We start from the raw sequence: 25,170 nt of genomic DNA on the forward strand, positions 1-25,170 counted from the left end.
CCCCTCCTCTATTCAAATATTAAGGCAACCCATAAATATAGACTAAATAAGCTTACAATTAACCCAATTGGAACAACAAGGATTGTAACTTTTAAATAATTTCCCCAAGTAATAAGGATTCCATGTCTTTTTAAAATAAACATCCAAATGAGCGTTGCTAATGTACCAATTGGGGTTAATAATGCACCAATATCACTACCTATCACATTTGCTAAATAAGCTACTTGTAAGTATAAAGGGTCAAGTCCCATCTCCATTATGGACAATGTACCGATCATCACTGTAGGAAGATTGTTAAAGACATTTGACAGGAATGTAGATAATAGCCCCATAATCATGGCTGCGTTTAAAATATCATGTTCTACTGATGTCTTAAAAGTTTTTATGATAATATCATTCAGTCCCACATTTTTAAGACCATACACAAGCACATACATATTAAATGCGAATAAAAAAATATACCATGGCGAATTTTTAATGATATCTGTTAGTCCTGTTCTCATTCTAAGCCATCTAACTGTAATTAAAATGGCAGCACCAAATAAACCAATCCATTCTATTGGAATACCTAATGGGGATAGTGCAAAGAAACTTGCCCTTGTTGCTACAACGATAATTAAGCATATTCTAAACATTTTCCAATCGATCGTTACATAGTCTGTACGAATATCTAGCGGATGCGAATACAAGAGCTGTTCATTTGTATTAACATTGATTGGTAGAGCCTTAGTTCTTTTAGGGATAGATCGTTTAAAATAGAAATATAATAAAAACGTAATAGTTATGATACCAATCATTGATGGAATAAATACCATTTCCACATAACTATTTAAACTAAGACCAACAATCTCTAATGCGATCAGATTAGAGATATTACTTACAGCAATAGGTGCACTAGCAGCTGTGGCAATAAGTGCACCTGAAATTAAATAGGGTAATGCTTGATGAGGTTTAAAACGAAGGAGCTTGACTATGTGTATAATTATGGGCGTTGTAATGAGAATACTTCCATCATTATTAAAAAGCATAGTCATTAAAAAACATAGCAAAATAATATACACGTATAGTCTAATACCAGATTCCTTAGATTTAATGACGATGTTATAAGCAATCCAACGAAAGAATCCTATACTTTCAAGTACAATTGACATCATGATCGTTGAAAGTATTGTCAGTGATGGACCACTGACAATACCCAATATCCCTAGGACATCGTTCCAAGATACAATACCTGTCATCAACACAATCACTGCACCGATCGTTGTTGGAATAGTTTCATTTATTCCAAATGGTCTCCACAGCATGAATATTATAGTTAAAATAAAAACAACCAACATGATAGTAATTGAACTATCCAACATTCACATCAGCCGCCTTATGTTTAGTAATGGTTGATGTGGTAGGATTGATTGTAATTTCTTTGCTACGTTCGTCAGGTTTCCTAAGAAATAATTTATAAAATAATCCACCAACGATAGAGAAGTAAAGGAGCATAATCACATTCCTTCCTCCTTTCTTTAGCTAGGCTTTGTACAAAAGAGTATTATCTTTTTCGATTTCTTGCATTTCTTCCCTTATTGTTTACGCTATTATTGTTGGTAGTATTATTGTTTGTTGTTTCATTATTTCCTTCATTTTTATTTTCCTCTTCTTTTTTACTAGTACCTAAACTAATATTACGAACGTGATACATGGCAAGGCGGATAATTTCATCTTTTGAAAAAATGGTAATATAATCATCAGTGACCTCTTCCATTATGCCCTCTAGCATTTCTGGTCCACCACGATTTACTTTAACCCATTGATGTAGAAAATTACTAACAACTGTTTTAAAATTAGTTGGGAGTAAGTAGGAATCATCTTCTGGATCTTCAACTTTAAATTCCATTCCATCTCTTGAATTGACCGTAATACTTTTTATGTGCTGCGTTTTATAATAAACAATACCGTCTTTTTCTGTTAGTAAAACAAAATGATCCTCACCTGCTGTCAATAACTTGCCAATACGCGATTCTGGACCTCCCCTATCAACCCTAACAACTTTGTCAACTAATGAAATAAGCAGATTTCTGTTCATTATTTTAGCCTCCTATTTTTATTGTCTTGCTATCTATATGTGTGCTCCGATAAATACCTTATTGGAAATGCCTAAGTAGGTAAAAATATACTTTGAACTCCCTTACCAGTTCATATTTCTCACATCCATTTTGGCAATGGTGTAGTTATCAACGCTGTCTTTAATTGCTTCAATAAAAAAGCAATTTCATTATCGAGTTTCTGGTTAAAATTTGTTAAAATAAATAAAGGGATATGACATTCCTTTGCGCGAAGTAGATTTTTAAAAAGCAAATAAGTCATACACATGGTAATATATAAAGAGAGGTACTTATGAGATCCAAATGATTGAAGAAAGAGCTAAAAATAAAGATGGGTAGTTTATGGGTCCTCGTTAAATTCAATTTATTATGTAATCTTAAATAAACCTTATATAATCAATGTTATCTTTAAAGGAGGGATCGAAATGATAGCATTCACTTGTAATGCTTGCTCTAGAACGACTTCTTTAGGTCAAAGAGGTCTAGTTTAAGTTATACGAATAACATAAAATTGAATGATCTCTTTAGGCCATAGATTAACAAAATAGCCTAAGAATCAGGAGAGATTTCAAATGGAAAACCAAACAATTCAGCCGTTTTTAACGGTCGCAAATTATCATTTACTAGAACAACAGTTAAATAAAATTTTACATGCCCTTACGACAACAAAGGATAAAAATGTTATTCTTGCCGTACGTGGGCTTGTTGATACTGAAATTACAACTAAATTAGAGCTTTCCGCCGAGGAATTAAAATTAATTGAACAGCTATTTGCTGTGACAGATCGTGCGCAGGGAGATGCATTTTTAGAACAATTAAAACCATATGTCATCCCGTTCAAGCCAGTGACAGCCAGCACGCTCAAGGCTCTATTTAAAAAAGAAAAAAAGCTAAAGTTACCAAATTTAGAAGAACTGGATTTTCAACAAATTTGCTATCTTGCTTGGGATGATCCAGGAACACATCGTAAATATGTTGTTCTTGAACAAAATGGACAGCTAAAAGGCATTAAGGGCATATTTGCCAACAACACTGTGCGTGGTATATGCGCCATCTGTAATCGTCATTCAGATGTCGGCTTATTTACAACGTCCATTAAAGGCCAAGTGGTAGGCACATTTACCAACCATAGTAATTACATTTGCGCCGATAGTAAAACATGTAATGAGCATGTCACAGATATGGACAGAACTCACGAATTTTTCGAACGTATTACACAAAAATAGCGAATTAATAAAGGCAGAAATGTTGTGTATGCAACATTTCTGCCTTTTGTATGGTCATAGGTTCAACTATGCGTGTAGCGATAAATAATGCAGGAAAGGTCATAAGGAAAGTGACTGATATTGAATGTGGTAGCTTTTGCTGGTTTGGACCTTCATAAAATCCTGTAAATTGTAATTTATTGTGATAAAGCACAAATAGGATCATATATATAGCTATCACTGGTAACCAGCCATTCTCTACACTTAATCTCAACTGAATAAAAGAAGCCTTATGACTCCCCACATTAGACATCCTAAATTGTTTTAAGTGCATTCATCTTTCATCACGATCTATTTTTTTGCATTTTTATATAGAGCCAAAAAATATTGGCTATCTCTTCAGCCTCGACAGTATAGATTGTGTCAGTAAATGCATTACGAAATGGTTTTAGCATAATTTCTAACACACTAATCCTAGGCTTTTCCCGACCCATTTCTTCTAAAAGCAAAGAAGTTAGTTCGATGGATTGTTGGGGAAGCTCGACAGTCGACATGTTTTTATCAAACTTCCCCAACTTCTCTAGTATCATGTCTTTCGTTACCATCTTGTTTTCGAATTCACTTTCGATCAAATACATATCTCTTGGATCTAAAAATACCTCACCACATGCTATCATCTCTGGAAGGAAATTTTCTACATATCTTAATGATCTACAGATTACTTTTTTGATATCGATCGTCGTATTCGTTGCTAAATTCCAGTAAAAAGACAAGTATTGAAATGTACCGAAAAATATTACGGCACATTCATAGTAATAAGGCTTTCCGTCCTCGCCATAAATATCATACAATCTATTTTTTAACCATGTGATTTCATGGAAACGATGATCCGCAAGAATTTTTTGTAACTCTTCATCATGTAAAAAAGAGATTTCACGAAATAATGGCATTAAATTATATTTTTCCTTAATTCTTAATGAAGCCATTAACTGATCAACCAAAATTTCGACATCATTCATTTTCTGTCCAACAAGAATTTCCTCTTTTAAAACATCCCTCTCTCGCCGATTTTGTTCTAAAACGGCCTTCAAACATTCATTCTTTGATGAAAAATAATTATAAAATGTCCCTTTTGAAATATTGGCTCTATCTAAAATATCTTGCACAGAGGTATGTTGATAACCTTTTTCCGTAAATAACTGTATTGTTGATTCGATGACTACTTGTTTACGATCTTTCATACATTTCTCCAATCTCCAAACCTATTCCAATTATACTAGTAAAACTGGATTTCTCAACATCCTCTATGTATGTAAGTTTTAATTGATCTATCATACCTTCCCTCATTTCATCATTTAATTAGGAATTAATTATTTTGATTAGTACATTTAAAATACATATGTAGAAAAATTGCCATAATCATCCCTATGCCACAAACTATATAATTGAATGTAGATGAGAATGAAAAGATAGTCGATATGCTAAAAAAACGAAAAAATAAATGATCAACAAATTTGAAGCTATTTTCCTTCCAAATTTCATAAAAATCACTTCCTCACTGTAAGTTTTGGTTAATTTTCCATATGAGGTAGTCATTTAGAAGAAATCTACCTGCCATTTACTTCGACCAAGTTTTTTTAAAATTTACGGATACTAAAGCACCTTCTGGTCAAACTAATTTTCAGGAGGTGATTTTCAATGGCAAAAAATAATAACAACAACCAAAACTTCAGCTCTAAAATTCCTAATGCAACGCCAAATGCAATGAATTCAATGAATGTTGAATTCGGGAATGAGACTGATGTGAACCAAGTTAGACAACAAATCCAACAAGCGGAAGCGAACAAACAACAAGCTTCTGGTTCAAGAAATGCAATGAATTCCATGAACGTTGAATTTGGTAGTGAAACTGATGTGAATCAGGTTCGACAACAAATCCAACAAGCGGAAGCGAACAAACAACAAGCTTCTGGTTCAAGAAATGCAATGAATTCCATGAACGTTGAATTTGGTAGTGAAACTGATGTGAATCAGGTTCGACAACAAATCCAACAAGCAGAAGCGAACAAACAACAAGCTTCTGGTTCAAGAAATGCAATGAATTCCATGAACGTTGAATTTGGGAGAGAAACTGATGTAAATCAAATCAGACAACAAATCCAACAAGCGGAAGCGAACAAAAAATTTGCTTCTGGTCGTTTTGCAAACGAAAATAATACAAATAATCAATAGCTCCACAACCGGCAACCACTGCCGGTTTTTTTGTTTCCAAGGAACTCCTATTAAAAGTATGCACAATCCTTTGAAGTACATGTATCGTCGTTTCTTCATGATCGAATACCATTCGTATATTGGTCCTTTACATCCTTTTTGACACAACTAAAAAGCATCCACCAAAGAGGATACTTAGTGTAAAAAAACATTTATAAAATACATTATTAAACAGCCTGTAACAAAAGCATGAAACATCAACGCAATTTTGGTTTGAAACTTAATTTTAAAAACAGATACTAGAAATTTATATAATAAAGAAAATATTGTCAAAACTACAAAATGACTTATTGAAAACAAAAAACTCCATACAACTAAAGAAAGAGTACTCAAATCTCCTGGATAACTATCTGCAGCTGTAAACCTTACACTGCCCATAAAAAGCACTGTTACCCATTGCATACAATAAGTTAAAATAAGTCCTATTACAAAATAAACTATGTACGATAAATATTTAGACATTAACTTATGATCCATTCCACACTCCCAAAATAACCTCGTTTAATACATTAACGATATTCCCGTCCATTTGTTTCATACCTATCCAAATATTCCAATATTATTCTGTATTTCCTCGTAAATCAAGTATTTTGATCACATAATCTTGCTTACCACCTACTGAAACGACATCAACCTAAATAACTTTAAGCAACTTATAATAGCTTTACAATTACATGGTATATCTAATGAGGATTAAAATAGATACCTCTTTTATTTTGGTAAATACGTCGAGAAGTTTTAATCTAAAATAATTGAGCTTTACCTCTTCTAGACCCATACTCTAGATCTACTATAAAACCCTTACACTAATCAAAATAACAATAGACGTGCTGATAACAGCCGGAATGCCTACATTTCCATTGAATAAAGGTTTTGGGCTGTCATCAATATTTCTTAAAGTAAGAACATCAGATGCATTTAAAGGTGTGATTACTTGACCATTTATTATCAAAGGGCAATAAACTATAAATCCCAAGTGTACTTAGCATATAAATAATAGTGTTAAGCTAAACTGGTTTAACTTGAGACCTCCCGAATTTTTACTTAGGGTCACCACTATCCCGGGTGACCCTTTTATCGTTACTTTATTCATATACGTCTTATAGGATAGACATCGGTCTAGTATTATAATGGCTAATATCTGTATTGAACATATTTTTCACTCCACCTTCCTTATTGTCTATATAACTGTATTCGATATGAATAATTTATTTATAAGAGAGGAGGTGAATATAAAATGGCAACATTTGAAATTGGAGCGAGAGGCATTTTCAATTTTCGAAACGAACGCTTTTTCCTATTAGTTGAAGACGAAATCACAATTCCAGAAAAAGGTGTGGAGATTGATCCAGTTAATATCTATGAAATTGACGAACAAACTTTCAATTTTATAAGAGATGAAGGAGATACACCTGTAGTTGTACCACGTTTTAATCTTCCTCCTGTACCACCTGGATTTGAATTAGAACGAAAATGTATTTTTACAGTCGATAATTCTTACTTTGTGATATATGAATTAGAAAATGGCACTGATAACTTTGTTATGTTAAGAATCGGTGCAGCTTTATTTAACTCATTGAGAAATTCTGGTGTTCATGAATGTATTCCTCAAAATTTCATTAATTAATATTTCCACCAGATAAAGTTGGAGTCGATTTTCTGTGGGAAGGCTTTAAATTAATTATCTTATAATCTTCGCTGCTTGCCTAAGTAAAATTATTATTATTCATCATAGTGAAAATGATGTAAGGCAAGGGTCCATCATCCTTGCTTTACATTTTCTATATACAAACTTGCCACCAAGAAGCTTGAAATTTCGAGAGCTGTAGCGTCTATAAACGCTACGGCTTCTTTTAATTATATGTATAAAATATATAAAAGGTAATGCCAATAATGTATTTACAGTTTTATGAATTGTTGATGTTGTTAGTCTCTCTTCCTAATAGAAATACGCTACCCGGTGTGAGTAGCGCTTCAAAAATGAAACCATCTAGTAGTCAATTATTTTTTATACAATAGTTTTAAAATATTTTTTGTAAACTCTTCATATGAAGTATTTTTTCCCCGCAGGTTATACCACTTTCGAATCGTTTCTACTAACCAGAACGGCACAGAATTTCCGTCTATTAGATGATAGTATTGCTCATATCCTTTTTTTAAATGCTCCCATCGACAATCATTGCCTGGTTGGGTGTATTCAGAGACATCAATTATTTTAATTCTGCCATTTTGTAATAAAATATTTTTTAAATGAATATCACGAGGGTTAAGGCCCTTCATCCGGACATATTCTCTTGCAGCCTCCACTTCATTTACAACCTGTTCTGGAATATGAATACCTTGTAGAATGCAGTCAAATAGCGTTTTTCCTTTTTCATAACTTAAAACAAGGTATTCGTCGGATGATGCAAAATATGTTGAAAAGAAAGGTGAATCTCCTAATATTAGGTAAACATTTGCTTCAACTTTTACCTTGTGTACTTTGTCCTTGGCATATAATTTAAATGCATAACCTGGAGCGGAAAGATATTGAAAAACAGCCGCATCTGTCCCAACACCGATACACCTCAAATCATCCGCTTCACCACTTATAGTTACTGGCTCGTTATTTGGATTTGAAAAAACGTTTATTTGAGAAAGAGAACCTATAGCTTTGTTCCAGTCGTTTTCCATATTATCTCTCCCATCATTTGGATTGAAGAAGGATTATAGAATACTATCTCCTAAATGTCGCACTATATCCTTAGTTCCCTACACGTCCACTTCAAAACATTAGGAAAACGATAAATTCTTCCAAAATACATTCTTCTTATGGAAGTATACTGCTTCAATGGCTAGAGAAGAACCAATGCCCCTCTTCCTCTTTATCAGTAACAATTACCCTTAACCATCTTCATTAAAAACTTTCAAAGTATTTGATGTACTTCTATTGTTGCTCTAGATTGCCCTCAATTTATCGAGAACTGTGGAGGGGTTGCTTTAATCAAAGTAGATAACTCTAAAAAATTCATCTAGTATTTCTGTTTAATGTCACTTCAAACCTAGTGACCCTTTTTAACCGTCAAATCGTCGCTTGCTTAATGAAAATTTCTGTATGCAAAAGATCTCACTATTCTCTTTAAAAATAACTTAAACAAAAAAACACTCGCTATGTAAACGAGTGTTTCGCATTCTTCTTGACTACCACTTAGCTGGTGTGTTTTTTCCTTCTGAAGCTATTCATTCCCTTTTTTAAAGAAATTTTTTGCTTCTTCTAGTTGCTTTCTCGGTAATGTCCGTTGTAGTTCCTCTTCTAACCAAGCTATTGTTTTACTTCTTAAATAATTACGCATTTGTTCTTCAGCTTCAAGCATTACACTATTAATCGTGCAATTCGATTGACCTGTACAGGATTCACACTGTTCGTTTGTTTTTTGATAAGCAAAATTCGCTTTAATATTCTTACACTGAAATATCGGATCTTCACCTTCTACGGCACGCACAACATCCCAAAATGAAATATCTTGTGGTTTTTTATTGAGTCGATACCCCCCTTTTACTCCAGATACGGAACTTACAATCCCTTCCTTGGACAATTTCCCTAAAACTTTTGAAAGATAGGTCTCTGATAATCCTTGAAATTCAGATAAATCTTTTATGCCAATACTTTCATTTGGTGGTACATCGATTAAATAAACAAGACTATGTAGTGCATATTCAACCATAACACTATATTTCATTACTTCACCTTCTTAAAACATTATCCTTACCATGATAGTAACACATTTTAGAAATACATAAATGAATCAGTTTGACAAAAGATAGTTAAAAGCGTATATTGTAGACAAAGTTAATCAACGATTAATTTAATCGACGATTAATTCAATCTTTATTATATGGGAGGATTTTTATGTAGTAACTACTCTGCTCAAGCACACCCCAAAGTGGATTCAAAGACTTCTATGAGACAATTTCTACAAACTGATAAAAAAATAAATAGGACCATGAAGTAGTTAATTAAATTAATCTATATAGAGAGGTTGTTTTAGATAGGTAGTTAACAAAGTCAATTGAATTAGCTAATAAATAATGGAGGGATTCACAATGACACAACGTATAAATTACTATGAAATTGCAACGGATGCTATGAAGATCATGATGGAAATGGAAAAATACACGAAGAAAAGTGCTATCGAAAGAAAACTTCGTGAACTCATTAAAATTAGAGCCTCTCAAATTAATGGTTGTGCCTATTGCATCAACATGCACACTGCTGATGCTAAAAAGATGGGAGAAACGGAACAACGTTTATACTGTATTAGTGCTTGGAGAGAATGTACATTTTATTCAGAAGCTGAAAAAGTAGCATTAGAATTAACGGAACATATTACACTTATTCCAGAAAAACGAGTTCCTGATGTTTTATATGAACGTGTACGTAAGCATTTTGATGAAAAAGCGTATGTCGATCTAGTTATCTTGATTAATCAAATTAATAGCTGGAATCGAATTTCTATAGCGATGGGCAATGTAGCAGAATAAGGAATGGCTGCCTTAACAGGTAGCTATTTTTCTTTATTAGTTGCTCCAGTTAGGAAATAAAAAAATTTCCCGGGTAAGCGCAAGAAATGACAAGTTCAGTACCACATTCCACCAACAAGCGACTGATTTCTTCATTATCCTTCGCTCTGGCTCAATCATTATTTCTTCTTTAGAAGGCTTCGTATGGGAAATTATCGTATTCATTAAAAGACCTAAACGCTGATATAACAACGATTTCGCATAAAAAATGTCTACGAGAATTTTCGGTGTTTTATCAACCACTTAGGTTTCCCAGAGTTCAAATTGGATAGTATCTTATCGTTATTAATTGTTAGGCTGCTTTATTTTCAAATTTTCTTATCATATTTTGATTTTAATAGTATGACGTGAAGAATAAAATGATTAAATTTAGACCCTATTCGATAGTCTGGTTTTTAGTTATTGAATCCGGAACTTTTTCAAGATCGAAACCTTTATTCAAACACAATCTTTGCTGTGATGAAGTAATTAAATAAAATGTTATAAATTTTACACAAAAAGATATTTATGTAAATGTTATACTAAATTTGTAAGGACCAATTTTAACTAGGGAGAGGGATTTTGCTATGTCCGAAAACAAGCAATTTATTGTTAATGAAAATGATGTGAAATTTTCCGTTATAATACCCGCTCATAATGAAGAAAAGTATATAGGTGGATGCCTAGATTCAATTGCAAAAGCTGCACAACTTTATAAAAATCAAGTTGAAGTGATTGTGGTGCTTAACCGTTGTACAGATAGAACAGAGGAAATTGCAAAGTCATACAATTGTGTAACATTGGTAAATGAAGATAAAAATTTATCCAAAATTAGAAATGCGGGAGCTGCTTTAGCAAAAGGTGAAATCTTGATTACAATCGATGCAGATACTCGAATGACTGAACATTTTTTATCCGAAGTTGAAAAGCATCTAGCTTCTAATCAATACATTGGAGGAGGAGTAAACGGAAATTTCGAGAGAGTGTCGCTTGGAATCATTGTTTCAACCATGCTATTGATAGTTCCCTTATTGTTTAAATATGGATTTATTTCTGTAGGGATTTTTTGGTGCTATAGAAAGGATTTCCAAGCAATTAAAGGTTTTAATGAGAAGATGCTTATGGCTGAAGATGCTGATTTTGCAAAACGATTAAAACAATTAGGAAAAACAAATGGAAAAAAATACGGAACAATAAAGAATGGTATGATCACTTCTTGCAGGCGTTTCGATCATTATGGGGACTGGATTTTACTTAAACGACCTACTTTGATTTTAGCTTACTTAAAAGGCAATAATCATAAGGCTGCAAATGAAGCCTATTATGATGATCAAGCAAGATGATGAATAAACGCAATGATTTTATTACCCTTTAAAAGGGTAACAAATGATGCAGGATAAAATTGTTTCATTTGAAGTAAGCGTATTCAACCTAACCGTAACCAGGCTCTCATTCGAGCGCCTGGTTTTTAGTTTATTGCTTCTAGAAATTTACCAAAATGAAACCCTTTATCGCCGTTACCTAAGAAAAGCACTCGATTGTTGAACAATCCTATATTTAAGGCTCAACATCATTCAGACACTATTGTTGAATAAAATAATATAAGTGATGACAGGTTACTGCTACTACCTCTAGTCTTAGTACCTCTCTAAGCATTTTTGTTGCACAAAAAATATCTGTGGATGTAAATGATTTGAACTGCGACTATATGCAAGTGGAATAAATATACATAGAGATGAAATGATGTTGATACACGTATTAAAGTGTGTTACTTTAAATGGTAATAATAGTTAAAGGAGGCGTTTTATGTGATTAAGGAATTGTTAGTAAAGGGCAAACTTTTAAAGGGGAAAACGCATAGCTAGCCCTCTAAACTGCGAAACCCCCTACTTTTGAAAGGGGTATTATTTTGAGCGAATCATCAACAGAGATTTCCATTCGTCATTTCAAACATGAAGATATGCCTTTACTTGGCGAGTTATATCAATTAGTAACTGCAAAAGAAAATGCAACGTTTTGGTGGGTCGGTGATGAAGATAATTGGCGTAACGTTTATTGTGCATTTGAAAATGGAAAAATGGTCGCTAAGGGGCAAGTAAGCATAATTAACGTTGTCCCCCCTGGTCGTTCAAAAGAAAACAATCACTCTCTATACATTAATCTTAAAATTATTCCCGAAAGAGAAAGTGACTTTGATTTACTCGATAAAGTCTATCAGTATCTTTTCTTTAGAGCCAATCAATTAAAGGATAACTTACCTAAAGAATATGGAACAATACTTTGTGTTGGTAACGATTCAACAGAAACAGCAAACAATCAATTTTTTATCCAAAAAGGATTCCGTCATCTGAACAGTTTGTTTCGCATGAATCGTGACTTGAATAAACCTATTCCTGATTTATTTCTCCAAGAAGGCTTTCAATTTTCGAATTGGAAGATGGAGACATCTCGCGAGGAAAGAGATTACCTAGATGTAGAAGCTGAAATTTGGCCTGACACTCCACTAGGACTTAATAGATTAACTGAATACAAGAAAAACAAACTATGGACATCGATGATCATACGTCAAGAAGATACCCTTGTGGGCGGACTAATGGTATGGCGAGAGAATGACTATGGTGTAATAGAGGATGTTTTTGTCCGTGAACCATGGAGGAAGCGCGGCATCGCTAAGTTTTTGCTTACACAAGCTTTGGGTTATCTAAAATCTCATCAGATACATTCCGCTACCCTCATGGTATTAACTACAAATAAGTCCGCTTTATCTTTATACGAATCTGTTGGATTTTATACGGCTAATGAAGAGATAAGGTACTTTACAACATTGAATTAGATTAAAAAAAGAGGGGTAATCCGCCCCTCTTTTTTTCCGCTAATACAATCCAGATTTAATTGTCCTTCTGAAACACATTGAACATTACTCCACTAAAATATGGGTTAATTCCTATAATCGCTTATATAGAACTAACTCCCCCGCTAATATAAGTACACTATTTTACAATCTTTCCCGCAATGGATGATCCTTATTCTTTACCACAAACATAACAACGTTTGTCTATGTCATTGTCTCCGTACATCCGAAGTTCCTTTTCGATTCCACAATCGCTGCAAAAATCATAATGTATTTGCGGAAGTATGCCCTCTTCGGCTAATGGAACCCATTCTTTCTCATATAAACTTTTTGTCATACCATAATCAGTAAAAACAAGTTTACCATCATTGTTTAAACCATAATTACTACTATCTACTAAATCAAAGCAGTCAAACTTTTTATCTAATACTTCTAAAACCTCTTCAAACAAATTAGGGATCAAGTGTCGATATTCTTCAACTTTCACCTCATACGATTGATTATTTTTTAGTTCTAATGGTTTGTAATATTTTTGTATAGATATGAATTTATCAACATAGTATGTCTGAGCTAGTAACTTTTCAAGACCTTTATCAGCCATTGAAGTGTAAATTTCAAATTCTTTTTTTGATTGTTTATAACCGATCGGATGCAAATGTACTTTTATCACATAATCGAAAACTCTGTATAATTTTCTTGTAGAACCTATACCAACAAAATTTTCATCTCTACAATACTGATTCCAATTTTGAATGATTTGTTTAAGCATTGTTTTCCCTCCTTACACAACAAAAACTTAACAGTATATAAATACGTTCTTACTTTTGCCTTCTTTAACTAACCTACTCCGTTAGTCTAGTTAACGAATAATTTTTTATTGAAAGCTATTAATAATTAAATTGAAAAAATCCAAACATTTTCGGAAATATAAAGATCAAAAATAACCCTGTAAACGAGAAGGCTATAAATCTTTTTCTATCTATACCAACTCTTAATTCCCAGAGTCCCAGACATACGAAATACAAACCCAACAACATACTAATCATTGGTAACATTACTAAATAAATAGTCATTTCATTTTCTCCCTTTTATCATTACATATTATATGTATCTCATTGAACTTACATAGTCCTTTTCTTTAATACGACTGAAATGAATATAAGTTCCAAATTTAAGTTAATTACCCATTTAAAATTTACAAACATCCCAAGCTAACTGTTCCATTTGATTAAGCATTTTTCCTCCAATTACCACGTCTAATTTATTTATTGTATATTATTCAATTAAATGCCCTTTTCGATGAAGAAAGACGCTTTCCTTACTAAAAGCGCCCGATTGTTTAAATTGTATTTTTAGTTCAATATAAGTACTTTAAGTACTTTAATCAAAAAAGGTACTTAATCCAAAATAGTTTGTTAAAGGTATTTTTCGACCTTCTTTATGCCAATTGTGGTAATCCTCGAAGACAGCCTTCACATTATTATTAGCACGAACCTCTACTAAATAACATACTGCGAGATAACTTCGCCAGTAATCGAACATGATACTGGATATGTTAATATTACACAATGCAACTTCAGGAAATATTTCTGCATGCATAAATAAAATACAAAAAACCAGATTCCATTGAATATGGAATCTGGTTTCAACACATTTGGGAACATTATTAACGGTAGTTCCTAGTGTATAAAAATTATTAATCTTTATATAGGTGTAACTAAACGAGTTAACCAATATGACTTTTTTACATCTGTCTTTGTTAAAGAAATATCAGTTAAATGAAATGTAACTACCTTTTAACATTTACTACTTTGTATCCAACAAATAAGATGATAAACCAAACTGGTGCGACATATAGGGCAACACGCATATCCGGAATAAATGCCATTAACACAATGACCATTAATAAGAATCCAATGGCAAGATACGTAGAAAGTGGATAGAGCGGAATTTTGAATTTCAGTTCCGCTACTTCCTCTTTCGTTTTTGACTTTCTAAATTTCAATTGGGCTAATAAAATAATCATCCAGCTCGTTATGACTGCAACAGTCGCAACAGCAGAAATATAGATGAACACTTTTTCAGGTACTACATAGTTTAAGACAACCGCAATTAATAACATCGCTGAAGAAAATAATATCCCTCTTCGCGGACTACCGTTTTTACTTACTGTTTTAAAATATTTTGGACCATTTTTTTGTACTGATAAGTTGTGTAGCATACGTCCTGAACCATATAAACCACTATTAAATGCGGACATTGCTGCTGTAATGACAACAAAGTTAATAATGTGAGCCGCAGCAGGGATACCAACGTAATCGAAAATTTGAACGAATGGGCTACCTTCTGAACCAACTTCGTTCCAAGGATAAATAACCATCATAACGCCTAATGCACCAATATAGAAAATTAAAATACGCCAAACGATATTGTTAATAGCTGAAGGAATTGACTTGCTAGGATTTTTGGCTTCTCCTGCGGAAATACCAACTAACTCAACCCCACCGAATGAGAACATAACTAATACTAGTGACATTAAAATACCATGGAATCCGTTTGGCATGAAGCCACCGTGTGCCCATAAATTGTCGAAGCCAATTGCTTCACCGTGGTTACCAACACCAAAGAAAATAATAGCTAATCCTAGAACGATCATACCGATAATCGCCACAACTTTAATCATCGCAAACCAGAATTCGAATTCTCCGTAAGCTTTTACATTTGCTAAGTTTACAAGCGTCATAATAACAAGTACTACAAGGGCAGTTACCCATTGTGGGATATCAGGGAACCAGTAGTTAATATATACACCGACTACTGTTAATTCTGCCATACCAACGACTATCCACATGAACCAATACGTCCAACCAGATAAGAACCCTGCAAAGCGTCCTAAATATTTATTCGCGTACGTACTGAATGAGCCTGACACAGGTTCCTCTACTGCCATTTCGCCTAATGCTCTCATAATTGTGAAAATAACTAATCCGCCAATTAGATAAGCTAGTAAAATAGATGGCCCAGCCATTTGAATGGTTGAACTAGAGCCATAAAATAAACCGACCCCAATGGATCCGCCAAGTGCAATTAATTGTATGTGCCGAGTACTTAATCCGCGCTTTAGCTGTGAATCTTGATGATTGTCTTTCATAATGACTAACTCCTATTACGTTTAGATTTTCAAATACTTGCTCAAAAAAGGAATAAAAAAAAACGCCCTTTTGGATTAACCAAAAGGACGATTCAACTCGTGTTACCACCTTTAATTTATAAGCAATTCACATTACTTACCTTAAGAAGTACGGTCAATTGACGATACTCTCGCACATGATTACGGGTGCTCACCGGCGTAGCCTACTAAGAATAATCTTTTCGGTACACAGCTCCAAGATGAATTCTCAATCGTTTTACATGCACCTCTCATCAACCGGTAACTTTCTGTTCGTAAAAATAATTGATACTATTTCTTTTCATTGCCTTTGTTCTATACAAATATTTTTGAATTGTTTTTCATTTTACAGCAAAAAATTATATTGTCAATATAATTTTTAAAATTTCTTCATAACCTGCTTAAATTACCTATAACATTTTACTATAGTACAACTTACCACTTAAAATTTCTTTTAAGCATACTCTTTTGTTTAATAAGAGCCTTAAATACTATCCTACACTTCTTACAGAATAGAAAACGAGAATACTAAGTACTGCAAAGAGTTGAATGAAAATTCCCACCACGCTACAAATTAAACCGGAAATAGCTAATCCACTACCACTTTGGTTATTTTGTACAATTTCTTTTGTCGCTTTTCTAGCCACTAAAACACCTATACAACCCAAAAACAAACCGATAAATGGTATTAAGATTGAAAGAATACCAAGAGTTAAAGAAATTACCGAATTACTATTTGTTTGAGCATTTCTAACCATTTAGATTTCCCCCTTTACAACCTTATATTACCACAATATACCATGCAAACTATTCCAGTAAAATTCCCCTTTAGTTTAAGTGAAAATCCTCACAATTTCTTTGCTCCAATAATGATTTTCTTTAAATGTGTTACTCACTGAAAAAGGCACATTGGACTTGGTATTCCGATCTGCATAATTCTCCCCTAAACGATTATTAAGAAAGGATATTTGTTCATTGTTGCCTCTGCGAGAATGAAGTAAAAAATAAAAAGCCATTCAAAATAAATGGCTTAATCATTTCAGCACGATACCCATTAGTACTATTGTTGTTCTCCACGAAGGAAACCATCAATCTTTTTCCGCACTATTGCGGGAGGAATTAGTTGAATATGGTCACCTTTATCATCACATGTAAAAATTCCTTTGAAAACTTCCGGCATGGCATCGTACTGTTTTTTTAATTGTTCATTAAATTTTTTGAAGCAGTCATATGGATAGTTTTCCAGCAAGTAAGGCATCAGAAAAGATGATCGTAAAATTTCATATTCCTGATAATTATATGGAGTACTTTCGGCACGCTTTTTTAAGATTTCCAACATCTTATTCATTAATATGGCAACTTCTTCTTCGCTTGCAAAGGCAGCATATCCTCTAATGGCCGTAAGTCGCATATCCAAATATCGCTCTTTTTTATACACTTTTAGAAAAAAGTCCTTTCCGTTCTCAGGCAAGTCAAATACGAATTGCTTTAATAATGCGTTTCGTTTGGCAATATCCTTTGTATGAAAGTATGTTTCCATTGTTGTATTTCTTTCATCCATATATCTCACTTCCATTCCTAAGCTAAAAGGCTACATCTTGTTTTTCAAATAGACTAAGCTTAATAGTTACTGTGTTTCTGATACCTCATGGCTTTACGATATTTAGTTTGTGAAGAGTTAATCTTTTAAAATTAATTTTAACATAAATATCCAACAAACAAATTACCACAAGGAAAAATTTGAAAGAGAAAGTTTAATAATAATCTAAAAAACTGACAACCAATGTTGCCAGTAAAAAAAGATGTTACCTACCCTTATGTTTATTTTTAGCCTTTTGAACCTTGATATTCCTAATATACTCTTTACGTTCTTCTTTCAGTCGTTTGCTGGTAACAGATTTTTCTTTTTTTCTGAGTTCAAATTCTGCTTTAAGAGCTTCTTCAGCCTTAGTTGAAATACTAGGTTTTTTAAGTTCTTTAGCAACTTTTCTTTGAAGTCTTTTCGGATTGATTTTTTTTTACTGTATCTTGTTTGATCGGTATTCCACCATGTTTATCATTATTGATAAAATCAAACAAGTTTTTATTTACAAAATCTAAGACTTCGTGGTCCTTAGGTTCATTGCCGAAAACATACCTATATGCTTTGTATTTGTTTTCAGAAATGTTTTCTATTAGCCCTATATAAAATTGGCCATCATAATAAATGGTTAGTTTCATAGTAGGTCCCCCCTCATAATTTAATCTTGAATGATGGACATCCCGAGGAGGGGAAGGCTACTGACATCGTCATTTTGATGCATCCGGACTACCAACCGAATCGTGTTTTTTCATTCATTTATATATTATAAATAATTTAGTATTTTTTGTAATAAAAAATAAATATTTTGATTATAACTTGGCTTAAATTAGATAAAAAAGGAACTCTCATAAGATAAAGATCTAAACGGGGAACAAAACACCCTATTTCGGGTTCATTGAAATTACTTTTTATAGTTTAAATTTTAATGAATTAATCATACTTCAGTTTAAAGACTAAATGTTATGGCATAGTTCAGCACTATAAGTATATATTTGAGATATTGTCAAAAGATATTATTATGAAGTAGCACAAGACAGATTGTGATAGAAGGTGTTTATTCGGTGCTGATTGGAACAGTCTCTTTTTTTATATGTTGGCTTGCATTTTTATTTTTTTCTAATAAAAAGAAGTTCCCACTATATGTGTTCACATGCTACGTTGGTATTATTTTATCATTAATTGCGAATTTGATGATGTTTGTTTACCCTTTATGGGAATATCCAGGAACAAAGATCGAACAATTTTTTATTAATCTTCTAAATGGCTTTGGGATATACTTTGTGGTTATCTATTTTTTCTACAGTCATTACCTAAAAAGGAAAATTTTTTATCTATTACACGACATATATTTTATTGGTCTATATTTGTCATTTTAATTGAACTGCTTTATTTGACTACAGGATTTATTGAATATGACTTATGGTGGAACTTAGGATTCTCATATGTCACTGATTGTATTTTATTTATTATGTTCTACATCCATCATAAATGGGCATCAAATTATTTAACAGTAAAGAGAGATTAATTCCTAATCAGGAGGATCGTGATGCACCCCACTTGGCAAGAGGTTCAAGAATTGACACAACAATTTAGAAATATAAAAACAGAGTATTGGTTAAGTGAAAACGTTTTTACCTTGAGTTGGTGGATTCTTTCAGTTACATCTTTATGTTTATTAATCGTATGGATCATTATTTTAGATAAAAAAAGAATAATGGAGATTATCACATATGGATTTTTTGTAGGAACTATAGCAATATTGGCAGACATAGCAGGTTTTTGGTTAGGATTATGGCAATATCCAATTACAATAACACCTTTACATTTACCTATCGAAATCCACAGACTACAAATGCCTATAATTTATATGTTGTTTTACCAGTATTTTAAAACGTGGAAAGTTTTTACAATTGCAGCAATAGTAAATGCCTTTGTATTCTCTTTTTTATTGGAACCATTATTGGTGTGGTTACAAATATATGAACCCTATCATTGGAAATACACCTATTCATTTATAGCCTATTTTGTCATAGCTATTGTAATGAAATGGTTAATCAATAAATTTAAGCATATGGACCAAAATTATCAGTAGTTAAGTTGTACATTAATTTACAAAAAAAACATCTTGCGCTTGAATATAGGGAAGATAAAAATTAAGAAAATAACAAATACCAAGTATTTTAGCCTTGGTATTTGTTTACTACTTCTAGAATCTTTTTTAAAATTCATTCATAATTTTATTAATCCTTAGTTGAGTGCTTTCAACTAACTTTTGTAAGTTTTCCGTGATATCACTAACCTTTGTTACTTCATCAGTAATGTGCCCTACATAAGAGCTGACATCTTTGATAGCCTCATCTGAATTATTGGCTAATTTACGGACCTCATCGGCAACCACTGCAAATCCTTTCCCATGCTCCCCAGCACGTGCTGCTTCAATGGCTGCATTTAATGCTAATAAATTTGTTTGAGAAGCGATATACCTTATCTTTTTAGATACTTCACTTATTAATTTAGTTTCTTCTTTTAGAGAATTAAGTGCTTGAATGTTTTCATTAGATTTAGAAACAACCAAATTTCCTAATTCTGTAGATATATCATTTAATTGAGCTATAACATCCCTTGTTTTATTTTCACGTTCTGTAATATCTGTGGCAATCTTCAAAACATGACCTACATTTCCCTTGTCATTTAGAATTGGTATATAGGTAGCTTCAAGCCATAATAAATTCCCCCTTTTACCGACTCTCTGCATTTTTTGCTGGAACTTGATTCCACTGCGAAGGTTATCCCATAATAAAACGTATTCTTTACTGTTTCTAAATTCTTGCGTACATAATTGTTTATGTTCCATATCTTTCATTTCATTCACTTCATATCCTAAAGTGCTAGAAAAGTTTTTATTAACCCAAATTATTTCGCCTTGTAAATTAAACTCTATCATTGCTAAATTTAATTCAAGTGCAGATATAACTGCTTTTTCATTCAAAACTTGTATAGTTGCTATAAAAGTAGTGCTCAAACATTTAACCTCCATTACTTATGAACCAATTTTCTAAATTGAATTGATTATACCTTTTTTAATTCTTTTTTTCTATAAATTTCTTTATTTAGTTCAATTTGAGCACAATACTAATATTTTTATGTGTTTGTTAACATGTGCATTTGAATAACATAAAAAAGTCCAGGTACTCACTTACTTCTGAAACCTTATCAAAATCGGAACCTATATATGATACAAATTCTTAAAGTACCTGATGCAGTTTTTTCTAAGTAATGAACTTTGTAGCACATTCTAGGTTTTAACCACATATGTCTCTTTCTATATAGTTACTATTTGTTAGCGATTTACGAAAAGTTATCTTTTCCTCTTAATGAAGATATGAAGGTATGATTTCAGCATACCGGCCAGATCCTAAAATATAGGGGTTGTATCTTTAAGTTTCTTATTATAAAATCTAACTAACGTTAGGTAATAATTTTGCTATTTGAAGGAAGGACTTTAATGAAGGTGTTAAAGTCATATTTTTTCCACAAAAAATCTAACGAACGTTAATTAATTTAATGTAACTAAATTAATTTTGAAGAAGGAGAGATTTTAATGGCTTGGTTTTATCTGATTCTTGGAGGTATCTTTGAAGTCGGCTGGGCACTTGGATTAAAGTACTCTGATGGCTTTACGAATATAAGTGTTCTAATTCCTACATTGTTGTTACTGGTGTTAAGTTTTTGGTGTTTTTCGAAAACATTAGTGGTTCTTCCTGTATCAACTGCCTATGCGGTCTTTACAGGACTAGGGGCCTTTGGAACAGCTATAGTAGGTATGACTTTGTTAGGTGATCCAGTGAGCTTTACAAAAGTTGTTTTAGTATTAATATTAATCAGCTGCATTATCGGTTTGAAAATAGTATCCAATGAAACAGAAACAGAAAGTGGTGATTAAAATATGGGATGGCTTTTTATAGTAATGGCAGGCATATTTGAAGTTGGAGGCATTATTAGCCTTAAATTAACTGAAGGATTTACAAAACTTAAACCGACAATATTGTTGATCATGTGCATGGGATTGAGCTTTTTCTTTCTTTCACTATCATTAAAAGAAATTCCTATTAGTATTGGCTATGGGCTGTGGACAGGTATTGGGGCAGCCGGTAGTGTGTTACTTGGTATGTTAATCTTCAATGAGCCGAAAAGTATAAAAAAATTAATGTTGGTTGGTGGTATTATAATTAGTATAGTAGGCCTTAAGCTTGTGTCCTAATTTGTATATACTTCTAAATGAGGTGAGGAAATGAAAAAGGGAGAAGAAACGAAACAAAACATTCTAGAACATGGATTAAGATTATTTTCCTCAAAAGGTTATGAGGAAACTTCTCTTAAAGATATCGCAACTAAAGTCAACATTAAGACACCTTCCATATATGCTTATTTTTCAAGTAAAGATGAACTCTTTGAAAAAATAGTAGAATTTGTGATTGATGACTATGTAAAATTTATTGATGATCAAGCATCTACTATAGGTTCACTTTCCATTAAAGATCAGTTATATAAGTTGTTAGGAGAATTAAATGAATACTACTATATGAATGACAGAGGGGTTTTTCTTAAACGGTATGGGGTTTTTCCACCAGAAAGATTTAAAGAAATTATCACTCAAAAAAACAGTATGGTTGAAAATAAAATTAGAAAATTACTTTATATGATTTTAGATGTTAAATCAGACGATCATCAGTTTATCGAAAAAGAAAACATTGCAACATCTTTTATTTGTCTCCTAGATGGAATGTTGTTCTATCTCATGAATTATTCATTTGAAGAATATGAAAGAAGACTAACATCTACTTGGAAAGTATTCTGGAAAGGAATATTGAAATAGATGTCCACTGCTTCTGGGTGACAGAGTATAATAAGATTCGCTACATAAAATTCTTATTTATTGTCTAAACTTTGATATCCGTCCAGAGAAGATGTTTCTTAGATTAGGGAGAAGGATTTACCTTCCCCTATCTTTACTTAAAGTTCAACTAACGAGAAAGTCTACTGCATAACCACCTGTATCTAATTTCTTTCCAATAGCATTGGCTAATACAATTTCCTTTGTTCACAGTCCAGTCCATTTCATTCATCCTTTCTGAACAATATCTTTTCAACTAACCACTTTCCTCTACCTAATACTCCTCCAGCTCTTGGCTTTATTTGTTCAGCCATTCAAGATCCAGCACAATCAAAGCCAGCTTACCTTACTTGTATTAAACCTTGATTCCAAAGCGTAATAAACGTTTCTTTTGGTGTTGTGTAATATCAAATTTAACGATTTCATGAACCTCCCCAATGAATAACATTAATCTACTCTCTACTTTCCTTACTTTTTAATCGTCACCTCTGCCCTCGGTGCTTCGAATAAAACCTGCTATCAGCGTTTTCGCACAAAAAAACACTCGCCATGTAAACGAGTGTTTCAAGTCTTTTATGACAACCACTTAGGTGGTGTGTTTTTTTCCCAATAGATATCGCCCAGGTTGTAGTGTGCCATGAAGTTGTCCTCTGCACTGTGGTAATGGAAGTTGTAATAGTACCCTTCCTGTGGTCTTTTTTCTGTACGCACATGGAAGCGAATTAGATCTGTTCCAGTTTCATTGTTGATAACATTGAAAATTTTCTCACCATAATGACCACTTGGCTTTTCAGAGATAGTTAATGAAGCTAGGGATTGCTCGTCCAAAGTAGCAACTGTCATCGCAATGGCTTCCTCCATTTTTGGGAAGATGATGTTGTCGAATTCATGACTAATTTTTGGACCAATTTTTGTGCCAAACTTTATGTACGATTGCTCTCTAGCTGCATCCATGAGTAAGGCATTATAGTCAATCTCTTCCTCTTGTATCTGTAGCTGCTCGTCACTGCTATCCTCACGTTCAGCAGCTAGTGCTGTGCTTGTCCCAGCAGCAGGGCCAATGGATGCACGGTTCGAAGGATTTTGATCGAGTGCATCCCAAATCTCATGGGTAGGCGTGATTAAACCAAATGTTAAAAACGCAACCATGATGACTATACTTTTTTTAACCCACGTTTTCATTTTATCACCTACGCTTTATGTACAAATTGGTAATTCTCCTATTATTATATACGTTCTGGCCATTAAAAGGTTTCATATTTCTATAATTCATTGTACAATATTTATGAATAATGTGTCGTTTTTTTAAAGGAGGTACAAAGCATGGACATCGTAATGGGTATTGGACTTTTATTAATGTTAGGTTATTTATCATCTTTATGCTTTACGGACTAATTTAGTCAATTTGCATCATTCAAATGTAACATGACGCGTTCAAGGCTTTGCTATTATTTTTAAGTTCATACTATGGTGAAAAGCGGCATGTGTACAGGAATGTTTGAGTAAGAATGATTGGAGCTAATACAGTGGCTCCAATCTTTTTTTGGTTTTATATCAAAATAAACCGTAGACAATCACCTATCGTGAGCTTCTACGGTTTGTTTATGCTAGCCTTTACTATTAAAAATCTGAACCCGTAATTTCCTTCAGCTTCCCGTTTTCTTTAATCTTTTTAAGACCTTCGTTTAATTTATCTAAAAGCTCTTTATTCCCCTTTTGAACCATAAAGCCATAATATTCTTTTTCAAAGGAATCATCTTTAATTACTTTTAGCTTGTCATTTGGATGTGCTTTGATATATTCGTAAACGACTGAATTATCACCAATTGCTGCATCTACGTTGCCATTCAGCATCTCCTGTATAGCGATTGGTTGATTTTCAAATGCAAAAATATTTGGACTTGATTCACCCTGTAATTTTTTAGCAGCCATATGACCAGTAGCATTAATTTGGACGGAAATCTTTTTATCTTTTAATTCATCCAACGATTTAATTTTTGAATCTTCTTTCACGACGATTAATAATTGAGATTCATAATACGGCTCTGTAAAATCAAATGTTTCTTTACGCTCGTCCGTAATGGTAATTCCTGCACCACCGATATCCGTCTCACCATTTTTAATTGTTTGGAATACTGGCTCCCAACCAATACTTTCCCACTTCACGTCAAAATCCATTTCATCCGCGATAGCTTGTAGAACATCCACATCAATTCCTACAATATTTCCTTTATCGTCGAGTGAGACAATAGGAGCAAATGTAGCTTCTGTTCCTACCTTATACACTTTTTTACCTTCTCCATCACCTGACGATGAATTTTCTTTTGCACCACAGCCCGCTAAAACGAGTGTGAAAGCTGCCACAATTGTGAGTACCACCATTAACTTTCTTTTCATAGCCCATCCCCCTATTCTATTTTTCCATAATGCGTATTATTTTTCGCAATTCGGAAATATAAGACTATTAGGTAAATTATAAAGACATCATTCTCATTAGACAATACTTTTTTGTATAAACATAATATTTTCTTAATATTAATTCATGTTTTTAGTATTTAAAGGA

Annotated in this window: 27 protein-coding genes, 1 pseudogene and 1 other annotated feature; of the genes and pseudogenes, 10 read left to right on the plus strand and 18 right to left on the minus strand. The window is 33.0% G+C overall.

Annotated elements, in window-relative coordinates; translation table 11 throughout:
- Positions 1 to 8: 8 nt before the first annotated feature.
- The 3 genes from SJW71_RS13360 to SJW71_RS13370 are packed head-to-tail and all read right to left on the minus strand — an operon-like array spanning position 9 to position 2,077.
- Positions 9 to 1,358 carry an arsenic transporter gene (locus SJW71_RS13360; protein ID WP_274797315.1) on the minus strand — a complete coding sequence of 450 codons (1,350 nt, stop codon included), beginning with the start codon at positions 1,356 to 1,358 and terminating at the stop codon, positions 9 to 11.
- Positions 1,351 to 1,500 carry a hypothetical protein gene (locus tag SJW71_RS13365; protein ID WP_312507285.1) on the minus strand — a complete coding sequence of 50 codons (150 nt, stop codon included), beginning with the start codon at positions 1,498 to 1,500 and terminating at the stop codon, positions 1,351 to 1,353. The genes SJW71_RS13360 and SJW71_RS13365 overlap by 8 nt, the downstream gene beginning before the upstream one ends.
- 43 nt (positions 1,501 to 1,543) lie before the next feature.
- Positions 1,544 to 2,077 (minus strand): hypothetical protein, encoded by a 534-nt coding sequence (locus tag SJW71_RS13370; RefSeq protein WP_274797002.1) that lies wholly within the window; start codon positions 2,075 to 2,077, stop codon positions 1,544 to 1,546.
- Between the two features lie 591 nt (positions 2,078 to 2,668).
- Here SJW71_RS13370 and SJW71_RS13375 point away from each other — a divergent pair.
- Positions 2,669 to 3,322: a FusB/FusC family EF-G-binding protein gene (locus SJW71_RS13375; RefSeq protein ID WP_274796999.1), complete on the plus strand. Its 654-nt coding sequence runs from the start codon at positions 2,669 to 2,671 to the stop codon at positions 3,320 to 3,322.
- A gap of 4 nt (positions 3,323 to 3,326) precedes the next feature.
- On the opposite strand, the gene SJW71_RS13380 is transcribed toward SJW71_RS13375, so the two are convergent.
- Both SJW71_RS13380 and SJW71_RS13385 read right to left on the minus strand, forming a co-directional pair.
- The gene (locus SJW71_RS13380; RefSeq protein ID WP_431811002.1) at positions 3,327 to 3,605 is read right to left on the minus strand and encodes a hypothetical protein; all 279 of its coding nucleotides are present in this window, start codon (positions 3,603 to 3,605) and stop codon (positions 3,327 to 3,329) included.
- 40 nt (positions 3,606 to 3,645) lie between these two features.
- On the minus strand, positions 3,646 to 4,542 hold the full coding sequence (locus SJW71_RS13385) for a TetR/AcrR family transcriptional regulator (protein WP_431811003.1): 897 nt from the start codon (positions 4,540 to 4,542) through the stop codon (positions 3,646 to 3,648).
- 457 nt (positions 4,543 to 4,999) lie between these two features.
- Between SJW71_RS13385 and SJW71_RS13390 the strand changes: the two genes are divergently transcribed.
- Positions 5,000 to 5,533: a gamma-type small acid-soluble spore protein gene (locus SJW71_RS13390; protein ID WP_431811004.1), complete on the plus strand. Its 534-nt coding sequence runs from the start codon at positions 5,000 to 5,002 to the stop codon at positions 5,531 to 5,533.
- A gap of 174 nt (positions 5,534 to 5,707) precedes the next feature.
- On the opposite strand, the gene SJW71_RS13395 is transcribed toward SJW71_RS13390, so the two are convergent.
- Entirely contained in the window at positions 5,708 to 6,049 is a 342-nt protein-coding gene (locus SJW71_RS13395; RefSeq protein ID WP_431811005.1) for a hypothetical protein, read from the minus strand.
- 760 nt (positions 6,050 to 6,809) lie between these two features.
- Between SJW71_RS13395 and SJW71_RS13400 the strand changes: the two genes are divergently transcribed.
- The gene (locus SJW71_RS13400) at positions 6,810 to 7,199 is read left to right on the plus strand and encodes a spore coat protein (RefSeq protein WP_274796996.1); all 390 of its coding nucleotides are present in this window, start codon (positions 6,810 to 6,812) and stop codon (positions 7,197 to 7,199) included.
- Positions 7,200 to 7,573: 374 nt separating this feature from the next.
- Here SJW71_RS13400 and SJW71_RS13405 read toward each other — a convergent pair whose 3' ends face one another.
- Entirely contained in the window at positions 7,574 to 8,245 is a 672-nt protein-coding gene (locus SJW71_RS13405; protein ID WP_431811006.1) for a serine/threonine protein kinase, read from the minus strand.
- Positions 8,246 to 8,787: 542 nt separating this feature from the next.
- The gene (locus SJW71_RS13410; RefSeq protein WP_322604994.1) at positions 8,788 to 9,291 is read right to left on the minus strand and encodes an Rrf2 family transcriptional regulator; all 504 of its coding nucleotides are present in this window, start codon (positions 9,289 to 9,291) and stop codon (positions 8,788 to 8,790) included.
- 364 nt (positions 9,292 to 9,655) lie between these two features.
- Between SJW71_RS13410 and SJW71_RS13415 the strand changes: the two genes are divergently transcribed.
- From SJW71_RS13415 to SJW71_RS13425, 3 genes are all read left to right on the plus strand, one after another.
- Complete coding sequence (locus SJW71_RS13415) at positions 9,656 to 10,093, plus strand: carboxymuconolactone decarboxylase family protein (RefSeq protein WP_431811007.1); 438 nt, start codon at positions 9,656 to 9,658, stop codon at positions 10,091 to 10,093.
- A 605-nt stretch (positions 10,094 to 10,698) separates the two neighbouring features.
- Positions 10,699 to 11,454: a glycosyltransferase gene (locus tag SJW71_RS13420; protein ID WP_431811008.1), complete on the plus strand. Its 756-nt coding sequence runs from the start codon at positions 10,699 to 10,701 to the stop codon at positions 11,452 to 11,454.
- 566 nt (positions 11,455 to 12,020) lie between these two features.
- A complete protein-coding gene (locus SJW71_RS13425; RefSeq protein WP_431811009.1) occupies positions 12,021 to 12,944 on the plus strand; it encodes a GNAT family N-acetyltransferase in 924 nt (307 codons plus the stop codon).
- A 190-nt stretch (positions 12,945 to 13,134) separates the two neighbouring features.
- Here SJW71_RS13425 and SJW71_RS13430 read toward each other — a convergent pair whose 3' ends face one another.
- The 6 genes from SJW71_RS13430 to SJW71_RS13455 form a co-directional block, all read right to left on the minus strand.
- On the minus strand, positions 13,135 to 13,731 hold the full coding sequence (locus SJW71_RS13430) for a protein kinase (protein WP_431811010.1): 597 nt from the start codon (positions 13,729 to 13,731) through the stop codon (positions 13,135 to 13,137).
- Between the two features lie 1,020 nt (positions 13,732 to 14,751).
- Complete coding sequence (locus SJW71_RS13435) at positions 14,752 to 16,113, minus strand: amino acid permease (protein WP_431811011.1); 1,362 nt, start codon at positions 16,111 to 16,113, stop codon at positions 14,752 to 14,754.
- Between the two features lie 80 nt (positions 16,114 to 16,193).
- Positions 16,194 to 16,445, minus strand: a binding site (T-box leader).
- Between the two features lie 177 nt (positions 16,446 to 16,622).
- Entirely contained in the window at positions 16,623 to 16,889 is a 267-nt protein-coding gene (locus SJW71_RS13440) for a DUF4190 domain-containing protein (protein WP_274796988.1), read from the minus strand.
- A gap of 302 nt (positions 16,890 to 17,191) precedes the next feature.
- Positions 17,192 to 17,692 (minus strand): hypothetical protein, encoded by a 501-nt coding sequence (locus SJW71_RS13445; RefSeq protein ID WP_274796987.1) that lies wholly within the window; start codon positions 17,690 to 17,692, stop codon positions 17,192 to 17,194.
- A 244-nt stretch (positions 17,693 to 17,936) separates the two neighbouring features.
- Positions 17,937 to 18,143, minus strand: coding sequence for a DUF2992 family protein (locus SJW71_RS13450; protein WP_431812208.1), 207 nt, complete (start codon positions 18,141 to 18,143; stop codon positions 17,937 to 17,939).
- Positions 18,109 to 18,351, minus strand: coding sequence for a DUF2992 family protein (locus SJW71_RS13455; protein WP_431811012.1), 243 nt, complete (start codon positions 18,349 to 18,351; stop codon positions 18,109 to 18,111). Before SJW71_RS13455 ends, SJW71_RS13450 begins: the two co-directional genes overlap by 35 nt.
- A gap of 908 nt (positions 18,352 to 19,259) precedes the next feature.
- Here SJW71_RS13455 and SJW71_RS13460 point away from each other — a divergent pair.
- Positions 19,260 to 19,805: a CBO0543 family protein gene (locus tag SJW71_RS13460; RefSeq protein WP_431811013.1), complete on the plus strand. Its 546-nt coding sequence runs from the start codon at positions 19,260 to 19,262 to the stop codon at positions 19,803 to 19,805.
- 126 nt (positions 19,806 to 19,931) lie between these two features.
- Here SJW71_RS13460 and SJW71_RS13465 read toward each other — a convergent pair whose 3' ends face one another.
- Together SJW71_RS13465 and SJW71_RS13470 are read right to left on the minus strand one after the other, a co-directional pair.
- A complete protein-coding gene (locus tag SJW71_RS13465; RefSeq protein WP_396631774.1) occupies positions 19,932 to 20,288 on the minus strand; it encodes a methyl-accepting chemotaxis protein in 357 nt (118 codons plus the stop codon).
- A gap of 60 nt (positions 20,289 to 20,348) precedes the next feature.
- Positions 20,349 to 20,750 (minus strand): annotated as a pseudogene (locus SJW71_RS13470) (PAS domain-containing protein); the annotation flags it as partial.
- A 564-nt stretch (positions 20,751 to 21,314) separates the two neighbouring features.
- Here SJW71_RS13470 and SJW71_RS13475 point away from each other — a divergent pair.
- The 3 genes from SJW71_RS13475 to SJW71_RS13485 are packed head-to-tail and all read left to right on the plus strand — an operon-like array spanning position 21,315 to position 22,589.
- Complete coding sequence (locus SJW71_RS13475) at positions 21,315 to 21,656, plus strand: DMT family transporter (protein ID WP_313469595.1); 342 nt, start codon at positions 21,315 to 21,317, stop codon at positions 21,654 to 21,656.
- A 3-nt stretch (positions 21,657 to 21,659) separates the two neighbouring features.
- Positions 21,660 to 21,974, plus strand: coding sequence for a DMT family transporter (locus SJW71_RS13480; RefSeq protein WP_274796982.1), 315 nt, complete (start codon positions 21,660 to 21,662; stop codon positions 21,972 to 21,974).
- A gap of 30 nt (positions 21,975 to 22,004) precedes the next feature.
- Positions 22,005 to 22,589: a TetR/AcrR family transcriptional regulator gene (locus tag SJW71_RS13485; protein ID WP_322604988.1), complete on the plus strand. Its 585-nt coding sequence runs from the start codon at positions 22,005 to 22,007 to the stop codon at positions 22,587 to 22,589.
- 591 nt (positions 22,590 to 23,180) lie between these two features.
- On the opposite strand, the gene SJW71_RS13490 is transcribed toward SJW71_RS13485, so the two are convergent.
- Both SJW71_RS13490 and SJW71_RS13495 read right to left on the minus strand, forming a co-directional pair.
- On the minus strand, positions 23,181 to 23,789 hold the full coding sequence (locus SJW71_RS13490; RefSeq protein ID WP_274796979.1) for a YpjP family protein: 609 nt from the start codon (positions 23,787 to 23,789) through the stop codon (positions 23,181 to 23,183).
- 438 nt (positions 23,790 to 24,227) lie between these two features.
- The gene (locus tag SJW71_RS13495) at positions 24,228 to 25,004 is read right to left on the minus strand and encodes a basic amino acid ABC transporter substrate-binding protein (RefSeq protein ID WP_313469593.1); all 777 of its coding nucleotides are present in this window, start codon (positions 25,002 to 25,004) and stop codon (positions 24,228 to 24,230) included.
- Positions 25,005 to 25,170 lie beyond the last annotated feature (166 nt).

This window comes from Lysinibacillus sp. FW12, from assembly GCF_050817245.1.
Classification (GTDB): Bacteria; Bacillota; Bacilli; order Bacillales_A; family Planococcaceae; genus Lysinibacillus; species Lysinibacillus irui.

Coding starts and splice junctions, on each gene's coding strand:
- SJW71_RS13385 (WP_431811003.1), bottom strand. CDS start 4,542: ATGAAAGATCGTAAACAAGTAGTCATCGAATCAACAATACAGTTATTT.
- SJW71_RS13420 (WP_431811008.1), top strand. CDS start 10,699: ATGTCCGAAAACAAGCAATTTATTGTTAATGAAAATGATGTGAAATTT.
- SJW71_RS13400 (WP_274796996.1), top strand. CDS start 6,810: ATGGCAACATTTGAAATTGGAGCGAGAGGCATTTTCAATTTTCGAAAC.
- SJW71_RS13480 (WP_274796982.1), top strand. CDS start 21,660: ATGGGATGGCTTTTTATAGTAATGGCAGGCATATTTGAAGTTGGAGGC.
- SJW71_RS13455 (WP_431811012.1), bottom strand. CDS start 18,351: ATGAAACTAACCATTTATTATGATGGCCAATTTTATATAGGGCTAATA.
- SJW71_RS13475 (WP_313469595.1), top strand. CDS start 21,315: ATGGCTTGGTTTTATCTGATTCTTGGAGGTATCTTTGAAGTCGGCTGG.
- SJW71_RS13430 (WP_431811010.1), bottom strand. CDS start 13,731: ATGCTTAAACAAATCATTCAAAATTGGAATCAGTATTGTAGAGATGAA.
- SJW71_RS13370 (WP_274797002.1), bottom strand. CDS start 2,077: ATGAACAGAAATCTGCTTATTTCATTAGTTGACAAAGTTGTTAGGGTT.
- SJW71_RS13440 (WP_274796988.1), bottom strand. CDS start 16,889: ATGGTTAGAAATGCTCAAACAAATAGTAATTCGGTAATTTCTTTAACT.
- SJW71_RS13435 (WP_431811011.1), bottom strand. CDS start 16,113: ATGAAAGACAATCATCAAGATTCACAGCTAAAGCGCGGATTAAGTACT.
- SJW71_RS13490 (WP_274796979.1), bottom strand. CDS start 23,789: ATGAAAACGTGGGTTAAAAAAAGTATAGTCATCATGGTTGCGTTTTTA.
- SJW71_RS13485 (WP_322604988.1), top strand. CDS start 22,005: ATGAAAAAGGGAGAAGAAACGAAACAAAACATTCTAGAACATGGATTA.
- SJW71_RS13390 (WP_431811004.1), top strand. CDS start 5,000: ATGGCAAAAAATAATAACAACAACCAAAACTTCAGCTCTAAAATTCCT.
- SJW71_RS13415 (WP_431811007.1), top strand. CDS start 9,656: ATGACACAACGTATAAATTACTATGAAATTGCAACGGATGCTATGAAG.
- SJW71_RS13410 (WP_322604994.1), bottom strand. CDS start 9,291: ATGAAATATAGTGTTATGGTTGAATATGCACTACATAGTCTTGTTTAT.
- SJW71_RS13405 (WP_431811006.1), bottom strand. CDS start 8,245: ATGGAAAACGACTGGAACAAAGCTATAGGTTCTCTTTCTCAAATAAAC.
- SJW71_RS13460 (WP_431811013.1), top strand. CDS start 19,260: ATGCACCCCACTTGGCAAGAGGTTCAAGAATTGACACAACAATTTAGA.
- SJW71_RS13445 (WP_274796987.1), bottom strand. CDS start 17,692: ATGGATGAAAGAAATACAACAATGGAAACATACTTTCATACAAAGGAT.
- SJW71_RS13495 (WP_313469593.1), bottom strand. CDS start 25,004: ATGAAAAGAAAGTTAATGGTGGTACTCACAATTGTGGCAGCTTTCACA.
- SJW71_RS13375 (WP_274796999.1), top strand. CDS start 2,669: ATGGAAAACCAAACAATTCAGCCGTTTTTAACGGTCGCAAATTATCAT.
- SJW71_RS13395 (WP_431811005.1), bottom strand. CDS start 6,049: ATGGATCATAAGTTAATGTCTAAATATTTATCGTACATAGTTTATTTT.